Below are 19,857 nucleotides of genomic sequence, written 5' to 3' on the forward strand. Positions count from 1 at the left end.
CGATGGCGAAGAAAGGAGTGTTATGGCACAAATCTATGTATTTGGCCGAGTCATGCACGAGCTTACTCCCAAAGAGAGCCAGTCAAAGCAGCCGTATGTTTGTTTTGATTTGGTGGAACGCTCCGGAGGTGAACATCCGAACTTCTATCAAGTATGGGCCCGCGGCGACCAGGTTGCCCGGCTCACACGGCTCAAGGTCAAAAAGGGAAGCATGATCTGGCTCACTGGATCGCAGAAACTGGTGGATGTACGGCAAAAGGACGGGGCCACAGTCAAAAAGTTGAAAGTATGGCTGACGGACTTTGGCTTTCTTCCTGGGCAATCTTCCAGAGCAAAAGCGGAACATGAGCAGCATGACTCTGACGCGGCGGCAACCGCTCCAGCCCCCTCCGAGGTAATGGACGGCGACCGCGAATCCCTGCCGGAATAAAATCCGGCACTGCAAGAGGGACCGTATCAAGTTTTCAGAATGAACTGAAGCTTGGTGCGGTCCCTTTTTTTGTTTTCAAGCAAAACTTAAAAGGAAGGACGGTAACAACATGAGTAACGACAAAGGACTTTTGAGCGGCAGCATCACAATCCTGATCGGTGCTGTCATCGCTATCATGGCTTTGGTACGCGGACCCTGGCAAGCGTGGCTTCTGATAGGGGTATTTACCCTCTGGGGGCTTTGGGTCGTGCTGATCCTCCTGCTCCCCTATATGCAGCAGGCCAGGCGCCGCCGTCAGCGTCAGCAGAGGGAACGCCAGCTCCATGCCGAGGGTGTCGCGCAGAACACCTTTACGGTGCCGGAGCTTGAAGGGCCTGTACCAGACGATCTGCTGCTCCGCTATGCCAACCACCGGATTTTGACTTATCTGCGTTCCTCTTTTCCCAACGCCTGCTTTGAGTGGTGTGAAAAGAGACCGGCGGATTTGATCCGCAGCAACGGCACAGGGCGTATCCGCCTTTACAATGTGGAGGCGTTCGACCATGCGGACATCACCTTCGGCAAGGATGCGACGATCCGCTGTGACCTGCTCAAAATCGTCCCTCTGTCCAAAGCAGGGACAGAGCAGGAAGATCAGGCCGACATCCCACCCAACAAGCAGCCCATCGACCCGCGTATCTGGTACGAGAATAACGGGCGCACAGTGATGGAGACGCTGATTGCCGACCTGAACTCACGCGGCCACAGCAAACTCACACTGAAAGAGAACGGGGACATCTGCATCCAGCAGGGTGAAGAGCTTGTCCCGCAGGAACATCTTTCCAACTTTCCGGCAAAGGTCTACTGGCCTCGTCTGGTGGAAGTGTTTGAGAGCAACGGTCTGGCTGCTGAAACAACAGCGCAGGGCATCCAGGTCTCCTGGTGACCGCCATCGTCATGAGAAGGGAGTGAAATAACATGAAATCAGGGATCAGTCTTGTGGAAATGGCACAGGAAATCCAGCGGCAGAACGATTTGAAGGCCGATTATATGCTGGACACCCGGAGTCTCCGGTTGGAGCCTTTTGGTGGCGGGCTGTATCTCAACGCTTACGACCAATCCGGTGATTATGCCGTGGAGCCGCTGGAGGTCAACGCCATCGCACACAGGCAGATCGGAACGCACCTCAAGATCCCGGCAGCCTATTATGACAAGATGCTGGAGGAATACCCCGAGCTGCTGGCGCAGAATGTGAATGCCTGGTTCCAGCGGGAGCCGGCTGTGCGTATGGTTCGCACCATAGACGGCACAGCGCGGGCGTTTCTCAGCAACCGCTACCGGCGTATAGACAACCTCGATATTGCCGGGATTGTCCTTCCAGTCCTTCAGGAGATGGAAGGGATGCACTTCGAGAGCTGCCAGCTCACCGACAGCCGTATGTACATCAAGGTTGTCAACACCCGCTTGGAGGCAGAGGTCGTACCCGGCGACATCGTGCAGTCCGGTATTATTATCAGCAATAGCGAGGTAGGCCTGGGCTCGGTGAGCATCCAGCCGCTGGTCTATCGTCTGGTATGCAGCAACGGTATGGTGGTAAACGACGCCCAGACGCGCCGCAACCATGTAGGCCGTGTCAATGAGGCTTCGGAGAACTACCAGCTGTATTCGGAAAAGACGCTGGAGGCCGATGACAAAGCCTTCGCCATGAAGATCCAGGACACGGTGCGGGCCGTAGTAGACGAGGTACGCTTTACCCGTGTGGTCAACATGATGCGGGAAGCCAAGGATGCCCCCATGAATACTGCCGCTGTCCCTGGCATTGTGAAGCTCGTAAGCAAGGATTTTCACATCACGGACGATGAAAGCTCCGGTGTGCTGCAGCGGTTGATTGAAGGCAACGATCTGACCTTATATGGTCTGTCCAACGCCGTAACGCGCCACAGCCAGGATGTTAAGGACTATGACCGGGCAACCGCGCTGGAAGGCATCGGCTACAACATTCTCTCCATGCCGGCACGGCAGTGGAGCCGAATTAACCAGATGGCCGCTTAAATGGCTGCCATCCATCAAAAAATTAACAGGAGGAATGAACTATGTACGAACAGAACACTTCTATGGTGGCCGCAAACGAGCAGAACAAATTCTTGCTTCCGGCGATGGTGGAGGGCGACTTCAGCCGCGATGAGATCGCAGAAGATGCGGATGGGCTTCAGATGATGAGCTTCCAGCGGGTGAAGATTCCCGCCGGCGGCGCCCTGCAGTTTGAAGTTCCCACGGAAGATCCCGACAATCCGGATTATACCCGGACGCTGGAGGGCATCATCCTCTACAACCACTCTGCCTATACTCTGTGGCCGGAAGGCAGCGAGTATGACGAAGACACCAAACCGCTCTGCTCCTCTGTAGATGGCAAAACAGGGATCGGCGTACCGGGAGGTGCGTGTGCTACCTGCCCCATGAATGCGTATGGATCGGCCAAGGATGGCGGCCGCGGCAAGGCGTGCAAGAATATGAGGCATCTCTATCTGCTGCGCAGTGGTGAATATATGCCTCTGCTGGTCTCCCTGCCGCCCACCAGCATCAGGCCGTTCAAGGAGTTCCTGAACAGGGCTTTTGTCTATCGCCAGCGTGCCACCTATGGCAGTCTGGTCCAGATCGGCCTCAAGAAAGATAGCAACGGCAGCAATGATTACAGCGTTGCAACTTTCCGCCTTTTGCGTGATTTCCAGGGGGAAGAGCTGGCCCAGATCCGCGCCTATGCCAATGTCTTCAAGGGGCAAATCAAAACTATCAACATTCAGCGGGCGCTGATCAATGAGGAACAGCGGGCCAACGATTGCGACTATGAGATCCCGGAATCTGCCACTGCGGCCCCGGGTCCGGATGGAAGCTATGTGGTCGGCGAGATCAACGGCGACTATGAACAGTTGCCGGCGTAACTGTTTTTGTTGCGGCAATGCCGCATGATACATCATCAAGGGACACCTCCGGCGTAAGTCGGAGGTATCCCTTTTTTATTTAGAACGGAGGAAAATTTATGTTGTGTGAAGTACCGTTGACAAAGGAGCAGCAGGATTTTGCCGCTGAACACCATGGCCTGGTCTATAAATTTCTCAATGACAACCATCTTCCAGAGAATGAATTCTATGATGTGGTTATTTTCCCGTATTTGAAGGCTGTGCAGGACTACTGTAATAGCGCATCTGCACAAAAGTATTCTTTTAGCACTATTGCGATTCGACAAATGAAATTTCGCTTATACGATTATTTCCGTACACAGGCGCGCCGCAAGCGTAATACAGAAGTCATCAGCATCCATCTGGGCCTATACTCGGATGGCGTTCCGCTGGAAGAGGTGCTGCCGGGTCAGGACCGTCTCATGCAGGAATTTGAAATGCAGCAGATGCTCCATGATCTGGCTTCCCATATTTCTGAACAACAGATGAAAATTGTCCGCATGAAGGGTTACGGCTATGGCATTAAGGAGATTTCCAGCCACGAAAAAATACCGATGAAGCGCATCCAGGAACTTCTTGAGGAGGTCCATACTGTGTTTTTGAGGTTATGCCGCGAGTAGCCCTCTATCTACCACAAACAGAATGGAGGTCGAAGTATATGACGAAATCAAAAAAATCTATTGTGATGCGCGGAGCACTTCTGCGTCCGCTGGTGATTGGGCAGGGCGCACTTCTTCATGCAGGTGGTAAGATCTATCATACCTCCCGTGTGGTAGCCATCCACGATCAGTCGGATGATATGGTACGCTTTGAAACGCTTAACTCCAATTACTGCCTCTCAATGGCCCCTTTTCCGCTGGCGGCCTGCAACCCGCTCCCGATGGTGAGCCTGGCCGCGTGCGCGTAAAGCGGTTGTAAGAAGATACCGGGACAACAGAGCTTGTCCTATATGTTTTGGGCCGTGACGGATTTTCCGCCACGGCCTTTTTTCGGAGGATTGTCATGGATGATCAAAAAACAATGGTAGTTTCAGTTCACGCCAAAGACTGTGTGGACTATCAGTGCCGCAGATGCGGTCAATGCTGCCGCCATATCAAAGATGCTGTGATGGTGGAGAGCATGGACGCCTACCGGTTGGCAAACTATTTGCGTGGCTGTGATCCCAACATCTGCACCATAGACGATGTGTTGACCCGATACTGCGAGCCTATGCCGCTGACCCAAGAGTGCTTTCCCATCTTCATGCTGAAAACCACGGGGCCGGACGATTCCTGTATTTTCCTGAAGGATGGATTATGCAGCATCTACGAGGCACGCCCACGGACCTGCCGGCTCTATCCCTTTTCTGTAGGACCCGGCGAGCGGGGCCGTGATTTTGAATACTGCCTCTGCTTTGACCACAATCAGCAGTACCATTTCAACGGCGGAAAGGTTTCCGTCAAAGACTGGTTTTATCGCAATTTCCCCAGAATGGAGAAAGAGTATTTGAAACAGGAATATGCCGCTATCACGGAAATCGGTAAGCGGATGCGCTCGATCTCTCCGGAACTATGCAAACAGATGACCTTCCAAGTGCTGTTTTACCGATATTATAACTTCGATTTGGATCAGCCGTTCCTTGAGCAATACGCGCAGAACACCCGTCTGCTGTTAGAAAAGCTTCGGCAATTCGAGGTGGAAAGGTAGGGTGCTGTGATGATGTATGCCTTGGAGCACCTGACCCGTCAAGGGCCAGGGCCTCAGTGGAAGCAATATGCTGTTTGTGCGAATAAAGACCTTTTAGAACGGATTTGCCGCAGTCAGCCCCGCCCGGATGAATGGCGTGTCAGGCTGTCTGTACAGCGGATGAAAAAGGAGGCCGCATAGTATGAAAAACCACTATCAGGAGTTACGGGATCGCCAGCAGGAAGAGGTCAACGCCTTTCCCATGTTTTTTGCGTTCGATCAACGGCAGTTCGCAGAGGGAATGCGCCGGCTCGGCCTGCGCCCTTCCGACATGAATCAGGTGTATGCTATCGCTGGCACCGGTGGATTTTACCGCAAAAGCGATGCGCCGAAGCTACATGAAATGTTTGCCCGGCACCGCAAGGAGCTTGATGAGGCCATTGCCGCTGATAAAGCTGGAGATAATTTCATTTATGAAATGTTCCTGACTGAACTTTCCAACCACGAATACGGCTATACCGGCGATGTTCAAGACACGCTTGATGCCCTGGGTATCACTCCCCAATACATGGAGGCCATGCCTCAGCTGAAAGCTGGTTTGGACTTGGCCTGCCAAAAAGTAATGCAGAATGACTGTTTTTAAGGAGGCCATGTGATGGAGCAGCAACACTATTTCCCACCGCTTCATGGCGCTGTGGATTGTGAAAAATGCGAGGTGCGGGATTGCTGGTGCCGGGGAAAATTCCAACGGAATCGGCGCAATATGCCCCACACATCTGGAAGGTGCCCCAGGCTGCCTGATCTCTGCGGTTTTGTAGAAAAGGAAGAACGCGAGCTGTATAAAGCGACTTTTATGCTCGTTCATGCAGAGTATGGCGTCGGCGGTCTGCATTTGACGCTCACGATTCCCGGTCACAAGAGAAATCGGAAGGTCTACCAGACCAAAAGCGGGTACTGGTACTGCAACCTGACCAGCGAGAAGGGGTGTCCAGAACGGCAGGTGTTGAATTTGGAGGGCTACCAGTCCAAAGAAGATATTCTGCGGCACATGAAAAGCCTTCGGACCGACTACTGCATTCTTCGCTGCAGTATGGAAGGTTTCACTGTCTAAACTGTACCAAACCACATAAATGGAGGATACCCATGAGTAAGCTGACCAAAAGAGAAATTCAGCTCCATGATCAGGCGGTTTGTCTCCTGCAGAAAGAACACCTTTCCCACGAAGATAAGCTTTTTATCTTTGAAAATTTCCGGGAAGACGCGGAGCACATCAATAGCAAGTCCGGTGCATTTTTTACTCCTTTTGGACTTGCCAACGATTTTACTCTCCAGATTCCGTGCCTATACGGAAAGACGATCAGAATTATCGACCTGTGTGCTGGAATCGGCGTACTGAGCTATGCGGCACAGCTGGAATGCAGTGACCGCAGCCGCTGCTATGCCGATATTACCTGTGTAGAACTGAATCCGCACTATGTTGAGGTTGGTAAAAAAGTTGTGCCAGAGGCCACATGGATATGCGCGGATGTTCTTGATCCCTTTCTGCCTGACCTCTTGGGCCAATTTGACTTCGCGATTGCAAATCCGCCGTTTGGCCGAATTGCAAACAATTACCGCAAAAGCTACATGAGCGGCGAATTTGAATACATGGTAATAGAGGCGGCCTCCCGTATTGCAAAGGAAGGTGCGTTCATAATACCGCAAATGAGCGCGCCATTCGTATATAGCGGAACGGAAGACCATCGCTGGCTTCAGGAAGGGCGTGCCAGAACATTTGAAAAAAGGACTGGGATTTTATTGGAGTTTAACCAAGGGATCGACACGGCCTACTATAAAAATGACTGGCATTGCACCGCGCCAATATGCGAAATCGTATGTTGTGACTTTGCAGGGACAGATACCTCTGCCGCCTAAAGGAGCAGGCGGTTTGTCCTCATGAACAACCAAGAAGCCGGTCCCTGTTCTGGGGCCTCACATAAACCGCTACAGGCCCGAAGGCACTGGCGGTTTTTCTCTATATGGAGGTGACGAATTTTGAATTTGCACGAAACAGAATATGGCCGCAGATTTTTTAATTCCCAGCTGCCCAGTCTCATCAAGGCTCTGGAACGAATCGCCGAAAGTCTGTCTGCGCCCAAGCAGTCCTTATCAGCCGATTTTGTCGCTGACCCTGATTTTCTTCATGATCTCTACTATGGAGATTATGAGCCGAGCGTGTTCAAAACACAAAGCGAGCACCAGAAGCAGCTTAACCATAATGCTTCAATGGCAGAGGAACTCCTGCGCCAGAAAATGGGCAATTCCCCGGAAGCCATAGCCGCCTTGGAAGCGTACCAGCTTGCCGCCGGTGAGTGCAGCAGCATTGTGGCCGAGCAGGCTTTTGAGTCCGGTTTTCAGACCGCAGTACAAATGCTGGTAGCTGGGCTTATACCGCCTGAAAACAAATTTGCCGCTGAAGTTCCCCTTACCACGCAAGAGCTCCGGAAGATGGACGGGGAACAAGTATTTTGTCTTGACATGAATGAGGAGGTCAGGGTTGTGGCCCGCAAAAAAGGATTCATTCAAGTCACTAATGACAAAGAGATCCATCTCATAACAGGCTTGACCTTATACCGGCATCGGCCAAGTTGGTGCCAATAAAATTTTAAGAAATGCAATGGAGGACACAATATGAAACTTTCTGAAGACGAAGCAAAGAGATTTCTTGAGCGTCTTTGCCCTCTGCAGGAGACGGAACAGCAGCTTCTCTGCCCGCGGTGCGGCCGCAACGAATTATACTCCGGGCTGTATTTTTTCCTGAACAGTTTGAGCAGATACGCTCATGTATATATCTGCGAAAAGTGCTGGATGGATGAGGCTCTGCGGGAAATAGACGGCAATCCAGTTCCCCTGACCAGTTGGAACGCAGTTCTTCCTTTTGTTTTGAGAGGCGAGATTCCTCCATCGGACAGCTCCTGCCAAGACACCAATGCGTCTGCTGGCCCCGCGCAAACCGGAGAGATTCACAATAGCAGTCAGACTGTGTAAAACAAGGTCTGACCAGTCGTGAAAATTATGAGGCATTGAAAACTATGAAATATGGGGACTATCATCTGCCCAGTGGAGTAGACTTCTCTTCTATCACATACGAGGATATTCGCTGGCAATACGGCGTATTCCGCTGTAACAGCACGGGCTCCGGCCGGGATAAAAAGCATTTGCCGTGGGACGGTGTAAAAACCAATCTTGGAGAGATTGAAGAAAAGGATTGGTGCAGGCTGGCGGATGCTGTCATCGAACGCGATGGGGAGACACATCTGCTAAAGCATCTGATCCAATGGTGCAGCGAACACAATTATATCGGGGCATCAGCCGCTGAACTGCGAAAAGAAGCCCTTCAGCTACACATTGATCGGGTTTTCGACAATCCGCAATGGGGCGGCTACCTTCCTTTCAATAAGAGATACCGTCCAGAAGTCTGGCGAGCCGCTCATATCGTATATGTGCGGAACGAATGCTGCCATAAGATTTCCCCCGTTACACAAGAGCAGATCGACCATGCGTACAACGGGACAATCCCCTGCCCACACTGCGGAAGATGGAGTGAATTCATCGTTTTGGGAATCCGGCTTCAGCCGGAGCCACTGGTTCCCTGCTTGAATTGTGATTGTCATGATCCTGATATGGGCTGTACCATGCCCAGCATTGATAAGAGTTACGCCTGCCCTTTGGTAAGCTGTGATGATGAGCAAACGGAGGTGCTGGATGAGTAGGTATCTGAAACCGCGGGACCATGGTTATTTGATGGAGGCGGCAGCCTGTACAAAGGTGCTGGAAGATCTGCGCCGCATAGAAGCAAAATATGCCCGGACGGTGGAGAAAGAATGCTCTGTCCGGCAGGCTGAATTTGAGAAAGTGATGCAATACCACAGCGAGCGGGAACTCCAGGATGACTTCGGATGGGGTTTCATCACCGAGGCTCAATACGACCGGTACCGGCTTCTTTTTCAGCAGGGGCAGGCTGCCATGGAGCAGCTGCCGCCGACAAAGAGCGAACTGGCTCTGCGCCTGGTGCGCCGCATCATGGCGGATATTGACGCAGATCGCCGGGAGTGGGAGTTTTCTGCACTCTCCCCGGAAGATCAGCAAGCGGAACGGGCACGGGCCGAGCAGTCGCAGAAAGAGTGGAAGCGAAAAATCGCGGAGCTGAAACGGAAGCGCGGTATCATCGAGGCCGGCGAGGACATGGAGGAAGGGTGATCACCATTTCGCGTACAGTCTATCAAGGAGGATATGGATGATGAAAATCTTCAAAAGCCAAAAGCCTGCAGTTTGCGGTACTGCCAAGCGGCCCATCCGCCGTTGGCTGCTGCCGCCTAAAAAGCAGCAGGCATATCGCTTTTATTCCACTGCTCATTTTCATGTTTACGAGCGGTGCCGTCATTTTCGACGCGGATAATAAAGGCACATTTATTGATGAATCAAGGGGACTTGCTTTTCCCCTTCAAGGGAGGAATGGACTATGATTTATAAGAAACCGGATGAGAAATTCTCACATGAGAACATCACCTACACAGTAGGCAGCCGCGTCCTCGCCAATGAAGCGAGTGAGTACAGCGGGCTCTTCGGGCGCATCCTTGAAATTCGCACGGATGATGACCGGGAAACTGAAAATGATACGCCGGACATCTATTGTGAATTTGACCCGCCGTGCCTTTCCGCTGCCCGCCGCGCACTGGAGCAGACTTTTTCTGAACTCTATGGTGCGCCAAAGCGTGTGGAGGATTTAGGGCTGGAACTGGTCATCATGGCGCCTGAAATGTTGACGCCTCTGGCCGTTCCCGAGCAGGCGTATCCCCAAGGTACGCTTTATGTCGTCGTCTCGCATTGGGCCACTGACGGGGAATTTGGCTCTTATGAGGCTCCGTTCACTAATTTAACGGATGCCCAGCGGCAATTTCATGACGATCTGAAAAACGAACTGGAGAGCGGCTGCATTGAGAAATGGCGTGAAAAGAGTCAGTTTGCAGAGGAAGAAACCGCAGAAAGCTATGAGTGCTATCTGGATGGGGAATACTGCGAAAACCACTTTTACCTCTCCATTGAAAAACGGCCTCTGCCGCTGGCTCCTGAATTTATACGCACCGTGGCGGCAGCCTATGAAGATGAGTGCGCACGGGAGGATTTTCTTGATAAAGCTCAAGCTTTGCCGGAGTATCTGGCTCTGACAGAAGATCAGAAAAAACAACTGCTGCACAATGCGGACATCAAAGGGCGCATCAGCCACTACCTGGATCTCTGCGATACCTATTGGGAGTGTTACTGGGATGCAGTATCCAAGGCCGCACAGGATATTTTACAGGAGGATCAGCAGGCATCCCCACAAAAGTAATTTCTGTTGTGAAATGGAGGAAAACTATGGACGAAAAAGAATTACGCAAGGCACTTGAAATTCATTTGGATACCCTTCGGAGAAATCTGGAAGTTGTATCGCTGGAAGTGCTGAAAACAAAGTACCAAAAACCTTATGAAGAACTGCGGGGGCAAATCTGCAAAGCAGCCACCGAATACACCCGTCATGTAGCTCTATGTGATATTCGTATCCGGCACAGCCTGTTTAACGAGGCCAAAACCTACATTGATGCAGCGATTCAGCAAACACAGTGCCTGAAAAAGATTTCCGAGGCTGCTTTTCAGCGGCAGGATATGGATGAAATTGCAGCCCTGGCCCATACCTTACGAGAGGAAATTGAAAAATCTCTTCACTATTTCTATCTCGATCACATGTGCCTGCTCGTTACCCGCGAGTGCATCGACGATCCCAATAAGGTCCCGGAGATTTACAACAAGGCAACTTCTTGTGTTTGGCGCGATGGTGCGTGGCTGTTAATGGAAGATACCGAAACGGCCATTTTACTTTCCGCTCCCATCATCAACGAGCTGCCTCCCGCAGAAGCTGCCGCATAGATGATACAGCACTCCCTCAAAGACGATTGGTTCCCGTGGCCTTCTTCAATTAAGCATCCTACTCGTTGCATTTGTACATGATATGTAGTATAATTGTAGTGCAAGGAGGTCGATTATATGGATACCAATATGACATTTAGAATAGATAGTCAGGTCAAAGCGCAAATGGCCGCCATCTGCGAGCAGCTGGGCATATCCACATCCACCGCATTCAACATTTTTGCAAATGCCTTTGTCCGCAATAATGGAATGCCGTTTCCCTTAACTCTTAACACACCATCTGCAGAAATTTCAAGGGAGCAGATGTTGGCGGATACCGATGCGGTTTTAAGTTCTTTCGCTGATGACTATAAGAGGATGGCGGAATGATTTGGGTGACGGTTGAAGATGTTATCGCCGTCCATAGCAGGATCATCAAAGCTTCAGGTGGGTTGGACGGTATTCGGGACCGAAATAGTCTGGAAGCCGCAGTCAATGCTCCGTTGCAAACCTTTGCCGGTTTTGATCTTTTTGAAACGGACCTTGCGAAAATAGCCAGAATAGGGTTTGGACTGGCCTCCAATCATGCCTTTCTTGATGGTAACAAACGGATTGGCGCAATGATGACGCAGTTGCTGCTGAAATGGAACGGCTATGTTCTTGAACTGAAGCCCGGCGAACTTGCGGATATGTTTATCTCTATTGCAAATGGCAGTGCGGGAGAACACGAGCTGCAAGCATGGATCATTCAGCACCTAAAAGATTTTTCTGATTGATCTGCCAGTATTGTATCATTGATACTTTCAATGTTGCTCCACAGAAATAAAACTCTACACTTTTTCTTATTTGACAAATGCCTTGCTATTTGGCAAGGGACACTATCACAAAGGGATCGACAAACAGCGCATTTGCTGTTTGCCGGTCCCTTGTTTTTTAGGAGGATTTTTTGATGAAACTAAAACATCCCACGCATGATCCGAAACCCATGGACGCCCTCTCCTACTACCTGCAAGTGCAGCGGGAGTATGCCCTCGCTCGTGAAGGGTATCTCAGGATTGATGAAGCCGATGATACTTACAATGACTTAAACCGCAAAATCATCAATGCCTACCGTGAACGCTATGGTACCGCCTATTTAGGCCGTATCAACTACAGTGGGAACCAGAGACAGCGGATTGCTGATGGTACTGAAAGCGTCTTTGAAGCCTATACCGGGCAGCCGCTCTATAACTTTTGCTGTGATTTCTGTGTATCAGCTCCAGACCGTACACTGGAAGAATTGATTCGGCACTGGAATAATGCAGATGTTCCCCTCTCCGAAAAGAAAGTTGATGCCATTATGGACCGTATTCAGGTATTATGCGGCCAGACTTTCATCTGGTATTAACAGAAAGGGCGGGAAGCGATGAACTATATCGTCTATGGGAAGAAAATTGGAGCCCGCTGTTATGGCGCTATAAATTTGCATGAAGGAAAAGTTGGAGTCGGCCTGGTTTATGCTACGCTGATCCCAGATTGTGGCCGCGCCAAAATGTATGCTGACAAGCTGGCTGAGATGGTGCCCGGTTTTATCTTCCAAGTTCGCGGCGCCGGCACTCGCAAGGTCTACTATGAAAAGGCCGGCAAGCCGGAGGAATCGGTATGAGCGCCGGGGAGCCTTCTTTTCTTCTCTGGCTCCGGGAGGTCGTTCAGCCGCAAGCAGACCCCCGTTCCGGGAATGCCGCGGCGCTGGATGATTTCTCGCCGGATGGAATGCGGGAATATTGCTATCCCAAGGAGTTTACGGTGTCCGGCGACGCCTATATGTGGTCGGTTTCAAGCGCCCACACAAAAGGGCGGCATCTCTGCACCCACTACGAAATTTGGTTTTTCGGGCCAGCGTTTGGCTCTGGTCAGAGAATCGCCACCGGCAGTCCTACCAAAGCCAAAATACGGTGCGGTCTAAGAAAAATCTATGATTATTACTACGGAGGGAACTCGAATGAAAACGATCCAGCTCACTTTTCTGTTTGAAGACACAGGCTTCTGCAAGGATGTGTTCCAATCTGTAAACCAGCCCTATTACTACTGCAACCGTGATACAGTTGATGGCACATGGTACACTTCTACCCCGGATGATTATCAAAATGATTGCCGCATCCGAAAGGATGTTATCATCGAGATCATCTCGGATGGGCAGGTGATCGCTCTGGATGGAAACGGGGACTTCGAGGGAAAAAAGCCATTCATCCCCTTCTATACCTTTAGGGAACAACTGGCACAAGCGTTCTTGAATAAACACCCGGGGGTCCACAGTTATGAAGATATGAAACAAAAGCTTCTGTTCCTGCCGAGCGGGGAGCCTTACTCTGACCCGAGCAGCTGTCAGGATAACTGGATTTTTGCCCTTGATTTTGGGAATGAAACCGAACAGGTCCTGGAATCTGCCGACTGGATGGGTCGGGAGTATCACATTCTTGCCGTCCAGTACACGCACAAACCCACTGGCTTTGTATTTACAAATTATCGTTTTCGGGCGGCAGTCCTCCAGCCGAATGCCTCCAGCCATGACCTTTTGCTTTATGATTGGCACGAGGACCGTTGAAGGAGGATCGTTTATGGGAGTATTGCTGATCCGAGAATTGAATGTTGATGGCTGCGGCGACTTTGCTGATGTACTGGTCCAAACTGACCAGCCGGTAACGCCAGAGCAGATGAAAGAGCTGCACCACGAGCTGACACGCCTTAACAACGAACAGGAGTGCCCAGATACGGATGATGTGGTGGAAGAAGCCGTGAAAAACACTTTGGGCGAGACGGCCCGGTGTATCGGCTATGCCCTGCTGGAATATGGCGGGGCCGGCCGTCACTGCGATGAAAATTTTCATTGACTGCCTTCGCCGAGTTATCGACAAGCATTTACATCAAATCAAAAAGGAGAATCACCATGAATATATTACATGACAAATCTTCTGTCAAAAGTTCCAGCGCAAAATGGATTGACCGGGGTTATGCCCGGGAAGATGTCCATTCGCTTAGACTCCAATATGTCTACACCCCAGAGCAGCGGGAGGCAAACCGTCAGATTTGCGATGACGGCCCTGACGAGGCGCACCGCAGGATCAAACGGGCAGCTGAGTCAAAAAACGCTGTGATGGCCTCTGTCATGGCGGCCATTGCCAGGGAGTTTATCTGCTATCAGTATGAATCCGAAGATCCGGCGCCTTATGGAAGTTCCCGTTGGGAATTGTTTTTCTGGTGCAACGACTTCAGCAATACACTTCACGGCTATGGGTTGTCCGGGCGTGACTATTCGTATTTCACACTGTCCTTTAATTTAGCCCAAACCGTCGAACAGCGGGCGGCAGTCTGCGGGCGTGTCCTGCAGTTTTTAGAAACCCGCTTTCATTCAAACCCTAATCTTGAGGTTGCGGTGCAGTACACCACATGGTACGACAAAGGAAAGATCAAAGCGGACGCCAAAAAGGTGCAACATCTTCTGGATGGCCGCCAGTACACCTATGGCACCAAGGAAGGCAAATTTGTTGTGGAGAACGGTCAGCTTCTCTTCCACCCCAAGTATGCCAAAAAATATAACTACCGTGTGGACGATTCTGATATTCTCGCTATATGCTGGGAACTGGATCTGACGCCAAACATCAGTACAGCTCCGGCCCAAAGGCCAATGCCGGCCATGGGTAGGCAAGGGCCTATTACCTTCCCTTATGAAAAGTACGGCTCCACACATCCCATACAGCTAAAGGTATCTGCCTATATGGACGGCAACCTGGCGATTGCCATGCACACATGGGAAAATGGCTATGCGGAGCCCTGGGCCTCTCTGACGGTCAATCTGGACGGGGAACGGGGGAAAGACTGCGCGTTCATCGATACCAATGGCGATGCCGATTTCCCGGTCTGGCTGATCCGCCACGGATTGGCTATCCCTACCGGGGCAACGCAGCGCAGTGGTTACTGTGAGTATCCAGAGTACCGCTTCCGGGCAGACCGCCTGCGTGAACTGGACCCGGAGGGATACGCTGAATATCTATCGTTGCAGGAAGGGAGGCGCAGCGCATGAAGTACAAGGAAGTCTATTTGGCGCTAAACCAACGCAAATTAGATGCTCCAGGCTTCCACTACTCTGATTACAGCGGGTGGAAGGCTGCCAATCAGTCTTATATGACCCGCCAGCGCCCGCTCTGGATTGTGGCAGAAGACCCGGCTGCTGGCAGACGGATGTGGATCTGCCACGACGGCTCTGCGTTGAGTGTCACCATCTGCAAAATGAATTCAGAAGGGCATAACTGTGGCGTCAGTCATCGCCTCCCCTGCAAAAACCGCACAGAACTGGCTGCAACTCTGCGAACTCTTTTTTCGATGAGCGAATCTGTTGCATAGATTGAACAATTTATGAAGCAGGGGGAAGACCTCGATATAATTTTGAACATAAATTCAAAATCAGGAGACATTACCATGAAAATCAAATTATACCCCAAAGAATTACTGGAAGCCGCTTGGAAGCAAGACAAAAAGCTTTATGCTCATGGCGATGCAGCGGCCCCTCCCAAATGCCTGCGGTGTGGCTCTCCTCTGGCAGCCCACCTGATGGTCAATGCCCTCAGCCGCTATGCGGATGTGCAGATCTGTGAAGCCTGCGGCATGGATGAGGCCCTTCGGGATGCCGCCCATACGCCCCTGCCCCTTGCGGAGTGGGATGCCGTCAAGTCTGGACATCTGAAGAAAAGCGCAGAAAAGTCCACCTGTTATCTGGTGCAGAACTGCACTTTTTCAGAAGTGTTCAAGCACACCTACAAGCCTCCAATGCAGCTCATCGAACGCCCTGTCAGCGAACTTGCTTATTCCCGTTCGGATTACGATGGATACCGCTGGTGGACAACCTGGCACAATGAGAGCGGCAAAAAGACGCCGCCAGAGCTGGTAAAAGAAATCGATGAGTTTCAAAATGCCCTATTCAAGTTGCCGGCCTTTAAGACGCTGGAAACCATGAAACGCTTCTGCCGATATGCCGGGACTACCAGTGATCCGACTGAATTTAACCTCTATTCTGAAACGGCACATTTGTACATCCGGATTCGGCTGATCACTCGGTTTCGGGATTACAACGCCTATATCTACTACTATGATAAGGCTGCCGCTGGAGAGGAGCAATAAAATTGCAATAAGCATTTTGCAGAGATTCTTTTCGGAGCGATCTGGTAAAAAGGAAATCGTGGTAGGATAAGTTTTACCGCAGTGTGGCCTCACCTTTTCGGGTGAGGCCCACAGGTTATGTCGGAATAAGCGCACAGCAGCATCCAACTACTACTGTGCGCTTGTTTTTTTCCTCTTAGTACATCCTGTTTGAATCCACGGGAAAGGCCCCGAGATCAAAAGGTCTCGGAGCCTTTCTCATAAATTCAAATTCGGAACAGTTTGATGGCTCGCATCAATGTAATGCACTGCTCCTGGTATAGATCCTCATCCAGCCGGCCGTCAATTACAGAATATTTGAGCAGTAAGGGCCGATACATATTCAAAATATCGGTAATTGACTCCAGATCACCTTCCTTTGCCTGAAACAACAGTTGTTCAAATATCATGTTTTTCCACCCCCTCAATACTTTTTCTCAACTTTTGAACAGCACGGTAATAGACTGCGGCTGCACCTTTATAAGTCAGGCCCAGTCTTACACCAATCAAGTCAAAAGGGCAGTTGTCCAAAACATGCGCCAGGAACACATACCGCTCGCGTTCATTCAACCGCTTGAGGGCATAGAAGAGCGCATTACTTTCGATCACATCCCATAGAGGAAGGTGCTCTGTAACCTCTTGTTCCAAAGTCTGTCCTGTGGTATAGGTTGTATCGGTCAGTATTTCACTGTTGCTGTATTGGTTGAGCATGTTCAGGTAATCGCGCCGTGTGCGTTTTACTGCCTGGATTAAGTAACCTGTAAATCTGATTTGTAGTTCTTCCTCTATCTGTCCATTATTTCGATACCGCATGGTCTTGTCCTCCAAATCGTTCAAGAATTTTTGGGAATCTTGAACATTTGGAGGGGACCGGCACCGAACTAATGGGCGTCTTTGTGTTCTATATAAAACAACACAGCCGGCCACGCACCACAAAGGTGAGCAATCGGCTGTGTGATACACATAAAGAAGTCCGTCACGACTTCCGACGCCCGCAGGAGGAGGCTTGTCGCTTGTCTTGTGATGTTCCCGCCCTGTCCTCCGAAAAGGGCGGCAGAAGAACCATATTCGATAGTAAACTGTGTGTCGAAATGTAAGCAGATGGGCGACGAACCTTTTTATGTGCATGGGTTTCAAATTCTCCATGCGCATTTGGCTCCTTGCCATCTGAACCGCACTTTGCACACGAACCTGCATTGTCCATTAGAGCGGGCAGCAGGTCTGCCAATGATCCAGGTTCAGTAATTTGATTTTTTTGTAGAATTTTGTCGGGAATTAAAAGAAAAGGCGGCCTCATTCATTTAAGAATAAGACCGCCTAACGCAACTTGAAATTCCCTCTGCTATTTCGATTTTTAGTTTTCATACACATTCCTCCCGTTTTTCAAAGTCGCCTATATGGTTAGAATTTATCTCCATTGTATTCGGTAAATCTGACCAAATTCTGACTGAGTTTTCACTTTTTCCATTTTAATTCCAATTTTCAACATGGCAAAAGGGAGCAACCTTCATTGATCAACAAAGGCCGCTCCCTTTTACTTCTACTTCTCAAAGCGATAACCGTATCCGTGTACCGTTTGAATCGCATTGATATTTAGTTTTTTCCGTATCTTGTAGATCCTGCTGGTAACGCTTTCAGGGCCAGAGGCAAAATCATCGGACATCGCATATCGGTAAAGCTGTTCCCGGGTAAAGGTCCAGCCAGGATGTAAGGCCAGACAGTATAAGATATTGAACTCCATTGTGGTCAACTCCACAAATTGTTCATTTATATAGACCCTGCGTTCATTGGGGTCAATACGCAAATTCCCATATTGCAGTACAGCTACCCCCGTCAACAGCTTCACCTCCCGCGACTATTTCTTTTTGTCCATACTTTGCTTTAGATGCCGAAAGCTATTCTCGCTAATCACATGCTCCATGCAGCAGGCCTCCTGTTCGGCGGTTTTGGGCTCTACACCGGCTTCCACCAGCAGGCGAGTGAAGAAGCAATGTTTCTCGTAGGTCTGCTCCGCTACTTCGCGGCCTATATCGGTCAAGCGGAGGAAGAAATCCTCATCCATGGTGAGGAAGCCACCCGCCTTCAAGGTAGCTACCGCATGGCACACGCTGGGCTTAGACACCTCCATATACCGGGCCACATCCACAGAGCGTACCATGCCTTTCTTTTTCTGGAGTACCAACACAGCCTCCAGATAGTCCTCGCCGGAAGCGTGCAGTTTTTTATCAGGAAGCATTGACCGCACCTGTTTCTTGCTCATGGGAGAAGAAAGTCCGCAAGAGCTCTACAGCTTTCCCATCCATCGGCCGATGCCACAGCACCTTGCTTCCCTGAATGAACAACAGATAGGTGCAGCATTTGTAAATAAGCTCGGGGTCATGTGTAATCAGAAACAGGCTCTTTCCCATCTCTTTCAGGCGGTTTAAGTTGTCCGATACCTCCAGCATATGCCGGTAATCCAATCCGCTGGTAGGCTCGTCGAATATCAAGAGCTTTTTGTCTGATGCTATTGCACTGCCAATCGCCACCCTCTGTTTTTCTCCGCCGGACAGGGACATGGGATGCAGCTTTACCTTGTCCAACAGATCCAAACTGTCCAGAATCTCACTGGCGTGGGCCGTGTCCGCTTTCTCGTCCTCGATGTCCATACTGAGCAGCAGTTCATCCAGCACATCTTCCGTGAACAACTGGTGGTTTACATCCTGCATGACCATGTAGGAAATGTGCCTGCGCTGCTTTGCGTCATAGGAGGCCCCATCCATTTCAAGCACACCTTTCGCCTTCTTATCCAGACCGCACAGACACCGGGCGAAGGTAGATTTTCCCGCGCCGTTGTTTCCGATAATGCCGATGATCTCCCCTTGGGGCAGGATCAGGTCTGGAATATCCACATTGAGGGGGCCGTGCTTTTCATAGGAGAACTGGAACCCCTTGATATGTAATTGCGGGGCGGAAGGCTTGGGCGAGGCCTCTGGAGGCAGGTGGAATGGGTCCAGTGCCCGTAGCCCCATTCCCTGTAATTCATCAGGCAGTAATTTTTGAAACTCTGCTTTGGTAAACTCCTGCGTAATACTTCCGTGCGTCATGTAGAGAATTCGATCTGCGTAGGGAACGAGATAATAAAGCCGGTGTTCCGCGACGATCACGGTCTTTTTCTCAGACTGCCAGTGCCGGATCACGCCAATTAAATCTTCGATGGTGGCAATATCCAGGTTGGAGGATGGCTCGTCCAATACAAAGATGTCCGGGTGGATTGCGTCGGCAGAGGCGCAGGCGATTTTCTGCTTTTCTCCACCGGACAGAGCAAACAAGCTCCGATTCAGCAGTTTTTCCAGCTTGAGGCTGTGGACAGTCTCCTCCAGACGCTCCCGCATCTCTGGGACCGGCAGGGCCATGTTTTCACACCCGAAAACGATCTCGCTGGTCGTATCTACATTGTAGAATTGCGTCCTTGGGTTTTGGAATACAGACCCTACCCGTTGACCGATTTGATAAAGAGGATAGTCTTTTAACTCTTTCCCATCTAAAAGGACTTGCCCGGTCAGCTTCCCGCCGTAATAATGCGGGATCAGGCCGTTGATCAGCCGGGTCAGCGTCGTCTTGCCGCAGCCGGACTCTCCGCAGAGCAGGATGGTTTCGCCATCCTGGATTGTCAGATTGATATGGTTCAGGTTATTTTGGGTTTCTCCGCTCTCATAAGTAAAGGAAACATCTTTCAATTCGATCACG

Annotated in this window: 32 protein-coding genes; 27 read left to right on the top strand and 5 right to left on the bottom strand. The window is 50.6% G+C overall.

The genetic code is table 11. The features are described from left to right. The first annotated feature begins 22 nt into the window (after positions 1-22). The 27 genes from ACI6NM_RS09650 to ACI6NM_RS09780 all read left to right on the top strand — a co-directional run bounded on the left by ACI6NM_RS09650 (position 23) and on the right by ACI6NM_RS09780 (position 16,110). Entirely contained in the window at positions 23-430 is a 408-nt protein-coding gene (locus ACI6NM_RS09650) for a single-stranded DNA-binding protein (protein WP_009258037.1), read from the top strand. Between the two features lie 109 nt (positions 431-539). Then, positions 540-1,355 (top strand): hypothetical protein, encoded by an 816-nt coding sequence (locus tag ACI6NM_RS09655; RefSeq protein ID WP_009258036.1) that lies wholly within the window; start codon positions 540-542, stop codon positions 1,353-1,355. A gap of 32 nt (positions 1,356-1,387) precedes the next feature. Further along, the gene (locus tag ACI6NM_RS09660; protein WP_009258035.1) at positions 1,388-2,461 is read left to right on the top strand and encodes a DUF932 domain-containing protein; all 1,074 of its coding nucleotides are present in this window, start codon (positions 1,388-1,390) and stop codon (positions 2,459-2,461) included. 41 nt (positions 2,462-2,502) lie between these two features. Further along, the gene (locus tag ACI6NM_RS09665; RefSeq protein WP_009258034.1) at positions 2,503-3,348 is read left to right on the top strand and encodes a hypothetical protein; all 846 of its coding nucleotides are present in this window, start codon (positions 2,503-2,505) and stop codon (positions 3,346-3,348) included. A 98-nt stretch (positions 3,349-3,446) separates the two neighbouring features. Beyond that, positions 3,447-3,986 (top strand): sigma-70 RNA polymerase sigma factor region 4 domain-containing protein, encoded by a 540-nt coding sequence (locus ACI6NM_RS09670; RefSeq protein ID WP_009258033.1) that lies wholly within the window; start codon positions 3,447-3,449, stop codon positions 3,984-3,986. Positions 3,987-4,024: 38 nt separating this feature from the next. Continuing rightward, positions 4,025-4,273: a hypothetical protein gene (locus ACI6NM_RS09675; protein ID WP_009258032.1), complete on the top strand. Its 249-nt coding sequence runs from the start codon at positions 4,025-4,027 to the stop codon at positions 4,271-4,273. Between the two features lie 95 nt (positions 4,274-4,368). Further along, a complete protein-coding gene (locus ACI6NM_RS09680; RefSeq protein WP_009258031.1) occupies positions 4,369-5,052 on the top strand; it encodes a YkgJ family cysteine cluster protein in 684 nt (227 codons plus the stop codon). 181 nt (positions 5,053-5,233) lie between these two features. Then, the gene (locus tag ACI6NM_RS09685; RefSeq protein ID WP_009258030.1) at positions 5,234-5,674 is read left to right on the top strand and encodes a DUF7659 family protein; all 441 of its coding nucleotides are present in this window, start codon (positions 5,234-5,236) and stop codon (positions 5,672-5,674) included. Positions 5,675-5,686: 12 nt separating this feature from the next. Beyond that, positions 5,687-6,142: a hypothetical protein gene (locus ACI6NM_RS09690; RefSeq protein WP_009258029.1), complete on the top strand. Its 456-nt coding sequence runs from the start codon at positions 5,687-5,689 to the stop codon at positions 6,140-6,142. Positions 6,143-6,174: 32 nt separating this feature from the next. Continuing rightward, positions 6,175-6,945, top strand: coding sequence for a methyltransferase (locus ACI6NM_RS09695; protein ID WP_009258028.1), 771 nt, complete (start codon positions 6,175-6,177; stop codon positions 6,943-6,945). 120 nt (positions 6,946-7,065) lie between these two features. Continuing rightward, a complete protein-coding gene (locus ACI6NM_RS09700) occupies positions 7,066-7,671 on the top strand; it encodes a DUF6809 family protein (RefSeq protein WP_058722736.1) in 606 nt (201 codons plus the stop codon). A 30-nt stretch (positions 7,672-7,701) separates the two neighbouring features. Then, the gene (locus ACI6NM_RS09705) at positions 7,702-8,058 is read left to right on the top strand and encodes a hypothetical protein (RefSeq protein ID WP_058722735.1); all 357 of its coding nucleotides are present in this window, start codon (positions 7,702-7,704) and stop codon (positions 8,056-8,058) included. 44 nt (positions 8,059-8,102) lie between these two features. Continuing rightward, complete coding sequence (locus tag ACI6NM_RS09710) at positions 8,103-8,783, top strand: hypothetical protein (RefSeq protein WP_071698944.1); 681 nt, start codon at positions 8,103-8,105, stop codon at positions 8,781-8,783. After that, positions 8,776-9,270 (top strand): adenylosuccinate lyase, encoded by a 495-nt coding sequence (locus ACI6NM_RS09715; protein ID WP_118438866.1) that lies wholly within the window; start codon positions 8,776-8,778, stop codon positions 9,268-9,270. Before ACI6NM_RS09710 ends, ACI6NM_RS09715 begins: the two co-directional genes overlap by 8 nt. A 37-nt stretch (positions 9,271-9,307) precedes the next feature. Then, on the top strand, positions 9,308-9,469 hold the full coding sequence (locus tag ACI6NM_RS09720; RefSeq protein WP_157838658.1) for a hypothetical protein: 162 nt from the start codon (positions 9,308-9,310) through the stop codon (positions 9,467-9,469). 63 nt (positions 9,470-9,532) lie between these two features. Continuing rightward, positions 9,533-10,402: a hypothetical protein gene (locus tag ACI6NM_RS09725; protein ID WP_118438867.1), complete on the top strand. Its 870-nt coding sequence runs from the start codon at positions 9,533-9,535 to the stop codon at positions 10,400-10,402. Positions 10,403-10,428: 26 nt separating this feature from the next. Next, entirely contained in the window at positions 10,429-10,977 is a 549-nt protein-coding gene (locus tag ACI6NM_RS09730; protein ID WP_058722731.1) for a hypothetical protein, read from the top strand. Between the two features lie 117 nt (positions 10,978-11,094). Further along, the gene (locus ACI6NM_RS09735) at positions 11,095-11,346 is read left to right on the top strand and encodes a type II toxin-antitoxin system RelB/DinJ family antitoxin (RefSeq protein WP_009258021.1); all 252 of its coding nucleotides are present in this window, start codon (positions 11,095-11,097) and stop codon (positions 11,344-11,346) included. After that, on the top strand, positions 11,343-11,732 hold the full coding sequence (locus ACI6NM_RS09740; protein WP_009258020.1) for a type II toxin-antitoxin system death-on-curing family toxin: 390 nt from the start codon (positions 11,343-11,345) through the stop codon (positions 11,730-11,732). Before ACI6NM_RS09735 ends, ACI6NM_RS09740 begins: the two co-directional genes overlap by 4 nt. A 173-nt stretch (positions 11,733-11,905) precedes the next feature. Then, positions 11,906-12,343 (top strand): hypothetical protein, encoded by a 438-nt coding sequence (locus ACI6NM_RS09745; protein WP_058722730.1) that lies wholly within the window; start codon positions 11,906-11,908, stop codon positions 12,341-12,343. An 18-nt stretch (positions 12,344-12,361) separates the two neighbouring features. Next, a complete protein-coding gene (locus tag ACI6NM_RS09750; RefSeq protein WP_058722729.1) occupies positions 12,362-12,601 on the top strand; it encodes a hypothetical protein in 240 nt (79 codons plus the stop codon). Then, a complete protein-coding gene (locus ACI6NM_RS09755) occupies positions 12,598-12,969 on the top strand; it encodes a hypothetical protein (RefSeq protein ID WP_071698940.1) in 372 nt (123 codons plus the stop codon). Before ACI6NM_RS09750 ends, ACI6NM_RS09755 begins: the two co-directional genes overlap by 4 nt. Beyond that, the gene (locus ACI6NM_RS09760) at positions 12,938-13,540 is read left to right on the top strand and encodes a hypothetical protein (RefSeq protein ID WP_058722728.1); all 603 of its coding nucleotides are present in this window, start codon (positions 12,938-12,940) and stop codon (positions 13,538-13,540) included. The genes ACI6NM_RS09755 and ACI6NM_RS09760 overlap by 32 nt, the downstream gene beginning before the upstream one ends. 13 nt (positions 13,541-13,553) lie before the next feature. Then, positions 13,554-13,826 (top strand): hypothetical protein, encoded by a 273-nt coding sequence (locus ACI6NM_RS09765; RefSeq protein ID WP_058722727.1) that lies wholly within the window; start codon positions 13,554-13,556, stop codon positions 13,824-13,826. Between the two features lie 56 nt (positions 13,827-13,882). Then, positions 13,883-15,016 (top strand): DUF4313 domain-containing protein, encoded by a 1,134-nt coding sequence (locus ACI6NM_RS09770; RefSeq protein ID WP_071698939.1) that lies wholly within the window; start codon positions 13,883-13,885, stop codon positions 15,014-15,016. Then, positions 15,013-15,336 carry a hypothetical protein gene (locus tag ACI6NM_RS09775; RefSeq protein WP_071698938.1) on the top strand — a complete coding sequence of 108 codons (324 nt, stop codon included), beginning with the start codon at positions 15,013-15,015 and terminating at the stop codon, positions 15,334-15,336. The genes ACI6NM_RS09770 and ACI6NM_RS09775 overlap by 4 nt, the downstream gene beginning before the upstream one ends. 75 nt (positions 15,337-15,411) lie before the next feature. Further along, the gene (locus ACI6NM_RS09780; protein ID WP_176833109.1) at positions 15,412-16,110 is read left to right on the top strand and encodes a hypothetical protein; all 699 of its coding nucleotides are present in this window, start codon (positions 15,412-15,414) and stop codon (positions 16,108-16,110) included. A gap of 245 nt (positions 16,111-16,355) precedes the next feature. Here the strand turns inward: ACI6NM_RS09780 and ACI6NM_RS09785 are convergent, their stop codons facing one another. The 5 genes from ACI6NM_RS09785 to ACI6NM_RS09805 all read right to left on the bottom strand — a co-directional run bounded on the left by ACI6NM_RS09785 (position 16,356) and on the right by ACI6NM_RS09805 (position 19,856). Beyond that, positions 16,356-16,538 (bottom strand): helix-turn-helix domain-containing protein, encoded by a 183-nt coding sequence (locus ACI6NM_RS09785; RefSeq protein ID WP_009258011.1) that lies wholly within the window; start codon positions 16,536-16,538, stop codon positions 16,356-16,358. Further along, positions 16,528-16,941 carry a sigma-70 RNA polymerase sigma factor region 4 domain-containing protein gene (locus ACI6NM_RS09790; protein WP_118438868.1) on the bottom strand — a complete coding sequence of 138 codons (414 nt, stop codon included), beginning with the start codon at positions 16,939-16,941 and terminating at the stop codon, positions 16,528-16,530. The genes ACI6NM_RS09785 and ACI6NM_RS09790 overlap by 11 nt, the downstream gene beginning before the upstream one ends. Before the next feature lie 727 nt (positions 16,942-17,668). Further along, complete coding sequence (locus ACI6NM_RS09795; RefSeq protein WP_058722726.1) at positions 17,669-17,974, bottom strand: winged helix-turn-helix domain-containing protein; 306 nt, start codon at positions 17,972-17,974, stop codon at positions 17,669-17,671. A 9-nt stretch (positions 17,975-17,983) separates the two neighbouring features. Next, complete coding sequence (locus tag ACI6NM_RS09800; RefSeq protein WP_438500856.1) at positions 17,984-18,388, bottom strand: iron dependent repressor, metal binding and dimerization domain protein; 405 nt, start codon at positions 18,386-18,388, stop codon at positions 17,984-17,986. Beyond that, positions 18,354-19,856: an ABC transporter ATP-binding protein gene (locus ACI6NM_RS09805; RefSeq protein ID WP_058722724.1), complete on the bottom strand. Its 1,503-nt coding sequence runs from the start codon at positions 19,854-19,856 to the stop codon at positions 18,354-18,356. Before ACI6NM_RS09805 ends, ACI6NM_RS09800 begins: the two co-directional genes overlap by 35 nt. Between the last annotated feature and the right edge of the window lies 1 nt (position 19,857).

The organism is Pilosibacter sp. YYHA0881, assembly GCF_051602715.1.
Classification (GTDB): Bacteria; Bacillota; Clostridia; order Lachnospirales; family Lachnospiraceae; genus Alitiscatomonas; species Alitiscatomonas aceti.

Excerpts from the sequence above, each read along its gene's own strand:
- ACI6NM_RS09710 (WP_071698944.1), top strand. The coding sequence starts at position 8,103 with ATGAAATATGGGGACTATCATCTGCCCAGTGGAGTAGACTTCTCTTCT.
- ACI6NM_RS09780 (WP_176833109.1), top strand. The coding sequence starts at position 15,412 with ATGAAAATCAAATTATACCCCAAAGAATTACTGGAAGCCGCTTGGAAG.
- ACI6NM_RS09790 (WP_118438868.1), bottom strand. The coding sequence starts at position 16,941 with ATGCGGTATCGAAATAATGGACAGATAGAGGAAGAACTACAAATCAGA.
- ACI6NM_RS09760 (WP_058722728.1), top strand. The coding sequence starts at position 12,938 with ATGAAAACGATCCAGCTCACTTTTCTGTTTGAAGACACAGGCTTCTGC.
- ACI6NM_RS09685 (WP_009258030.1), top strand. The coding sequence starts at position 5,234 with ATGAAAAACCACTATCAGGAGTTACGGGATCGCCAGCAGGAAGAGGTC.
- ACI6NM_RS09735 (WP_009258021.1), top strand. The coding sequence starts at position 11,095 with ATGGATACCAATATGACATTTAGAATAGATAGTCAGGTCAAAGCGCAA.
- ACI6NM_RS09755 (WP_071698940.1), top strand. The coding sequence starts at position 12,598 with ATGAGCGCCGGGGAGCCTTCTTTTCTTCTCTGGCTCCGGGAGGTCGTT.
- ACI6NM_RS09680 (WP_009258031.1), top strand. The coding sequence starts at position 4,369 with ATGGATGATCAAAAAACAATGGTAGTTTCAGTTCACGCCAAAGACTGT.
- ACI6NM_RS09705 (WP_058722735.1), top strand. The coding sequence starts at position 7,702 with ATGAAACTTTCTGAAGACGAAGCAAAGAGATTTCTTGAGCGTCTTTGC.
- ACI6NM_RS09690 (WP_009258029.1), top strand. The coding sequence starts at position 5,687 with ATGGAGCAGCAACACTATTTCCCACCGCTTCATGGCGCTGTGGATTGT.
- ACI6NM_RS09765 (WP_058722727.1), top strand. The coding sequence starts at position 13,554 with ATGGGAGTATTGCTGATCCGAGAATTGAATGTTGATGGCTGCGGCGAC.
- ACI6NM_RS09750 (WP_058722729.1), top strand. The coding sequence starts at position 12,362 with ATGAACTATATCGTCTATGGGAAGAAAATTGGAGCCCGCTGTTATGGC.
- ACI6NM_RS09785 (WP_009258011.1), bottom strand. The coding sequence starts at position 16,538 with ATGATATTTGAACAACTGTTGTTTCAGGCAAAGGAAGGTGATCTGGAG.
- ACI6NM_RS09775 (WP_071698938.1), top strand. The coding sequence starts at position 15,013 with ATGAAGTACAAGGAAGTCTATTTGGCGCTAAACCAACGCAAATTAGAT.
- ACI6NM_RS09665 (WP_009258034.1), top strand. The coding sequence starts at position 2,503 with ATGTACGAACAGAACACTTCTATGGTGGCCGCAAACGAGCAGAACAAA.
- ACI6NM_RS09725 (WP_118438867.1), top strand. The coding sequence starts at position 9,533 with ATGATTTATAAGAAACCGGATGAGAAATTCTCACATGAGAACATCACC.
- ACI6NM_RS09745 (WP_058722730.1), top strand. The coding sequence starts at position 11,906 with ATGAAACTAAAACATCCCACGCATGATCCGAAACCCATGGACGCCCTC.
- ACI6NM_RS09740 (WP_009258020.1), top strand. The coding sequence starts at position 11,343 with ATGATTTGGGTGACGGTTGAAGATGTTATCGCCGTCCATAGCAGGATC.
- ACI6NM_RS09720 (WP_157838658.1), top strand. The coding sequence starts at position 9,308 with ATGATGAAAATCTTCAAAAGCCAAAAGCCTGCAGTTTGCGGTACTGCC.
- ACI6NM_RS09670 (WP_009258033.1), top strand. The coding sequence starts at position 3,447 with ATGTTGTGTGAAGTACCGTTGACAAAGGAGCAGCAGGATTTTGCCGCT.
- ACI6NM_RS09800 (WP_438500856.1), bottom strand. The coding sequence starts at position 18,388 with ATGAGCAAGAAACAGGTGCGGTCAATGCTTCCTGATAAAAAACTGCAC.
- ACI6NM_RS09650 (WP_009258037.1), top strand. The coding sequence starts at position 23 with ATGGCACAAATCTATGTATTTGGCCGAGTCATGCACGAGCTTACTCCC.
- ACI6NM_RS09730 (WP_058722731.1), top strand. The coding sequence starts at position 10,429 with ATGGACGAAAAAGAATTACGCAAGGCACTTGAAATTCATTTGGATACC.
- ACI6NM_RS09660 (WP_009258035.1), top strand. The coding sequence starts at position 1,388 with ATGAAATCAGGGATCAGTCTTGTGGAAATGGCACAGGAAATCCAGCGG.
- ACI6NM_RS09695 (WP_009258028.1), top strand. The coding sequence starts at position 6,175 with ATGAGTAAGCTGACCAAAAGAGAAATTCAGCTCCATGATCAGGCGGTT.
- ACI6NM_RS09655 (WP_009258036.1), top strand. The coding sequence starts at position 540 with ATGAGTAACGACAAAGGACTTTTGAGCGGCAGCATCACAATCCTGATC.
- ACI6NM_RS09770 (WP_071698939.1), top strand. The coding sequence starts at position 13,883 with ATGAATATATTACATGACAAATCTTCTGTCAAAAGTTCCAGCGCAAAA.
- ACI6NM_RS09675 (WP_009258032.1), top strand. The coding sequence starts at position 4,025 with ATGACGAAATCAAAAAAATCTATTGTGATGCGCGGAGCACTTCTGCGT.
- ACI6NM_RS09715 (WP_118438866.1), top strand. The coding sequence starts at position 8,776 with ATGAGTAGGTATCTGAAACCGCGGGACCATGGTTATTTGATGGAGGCG.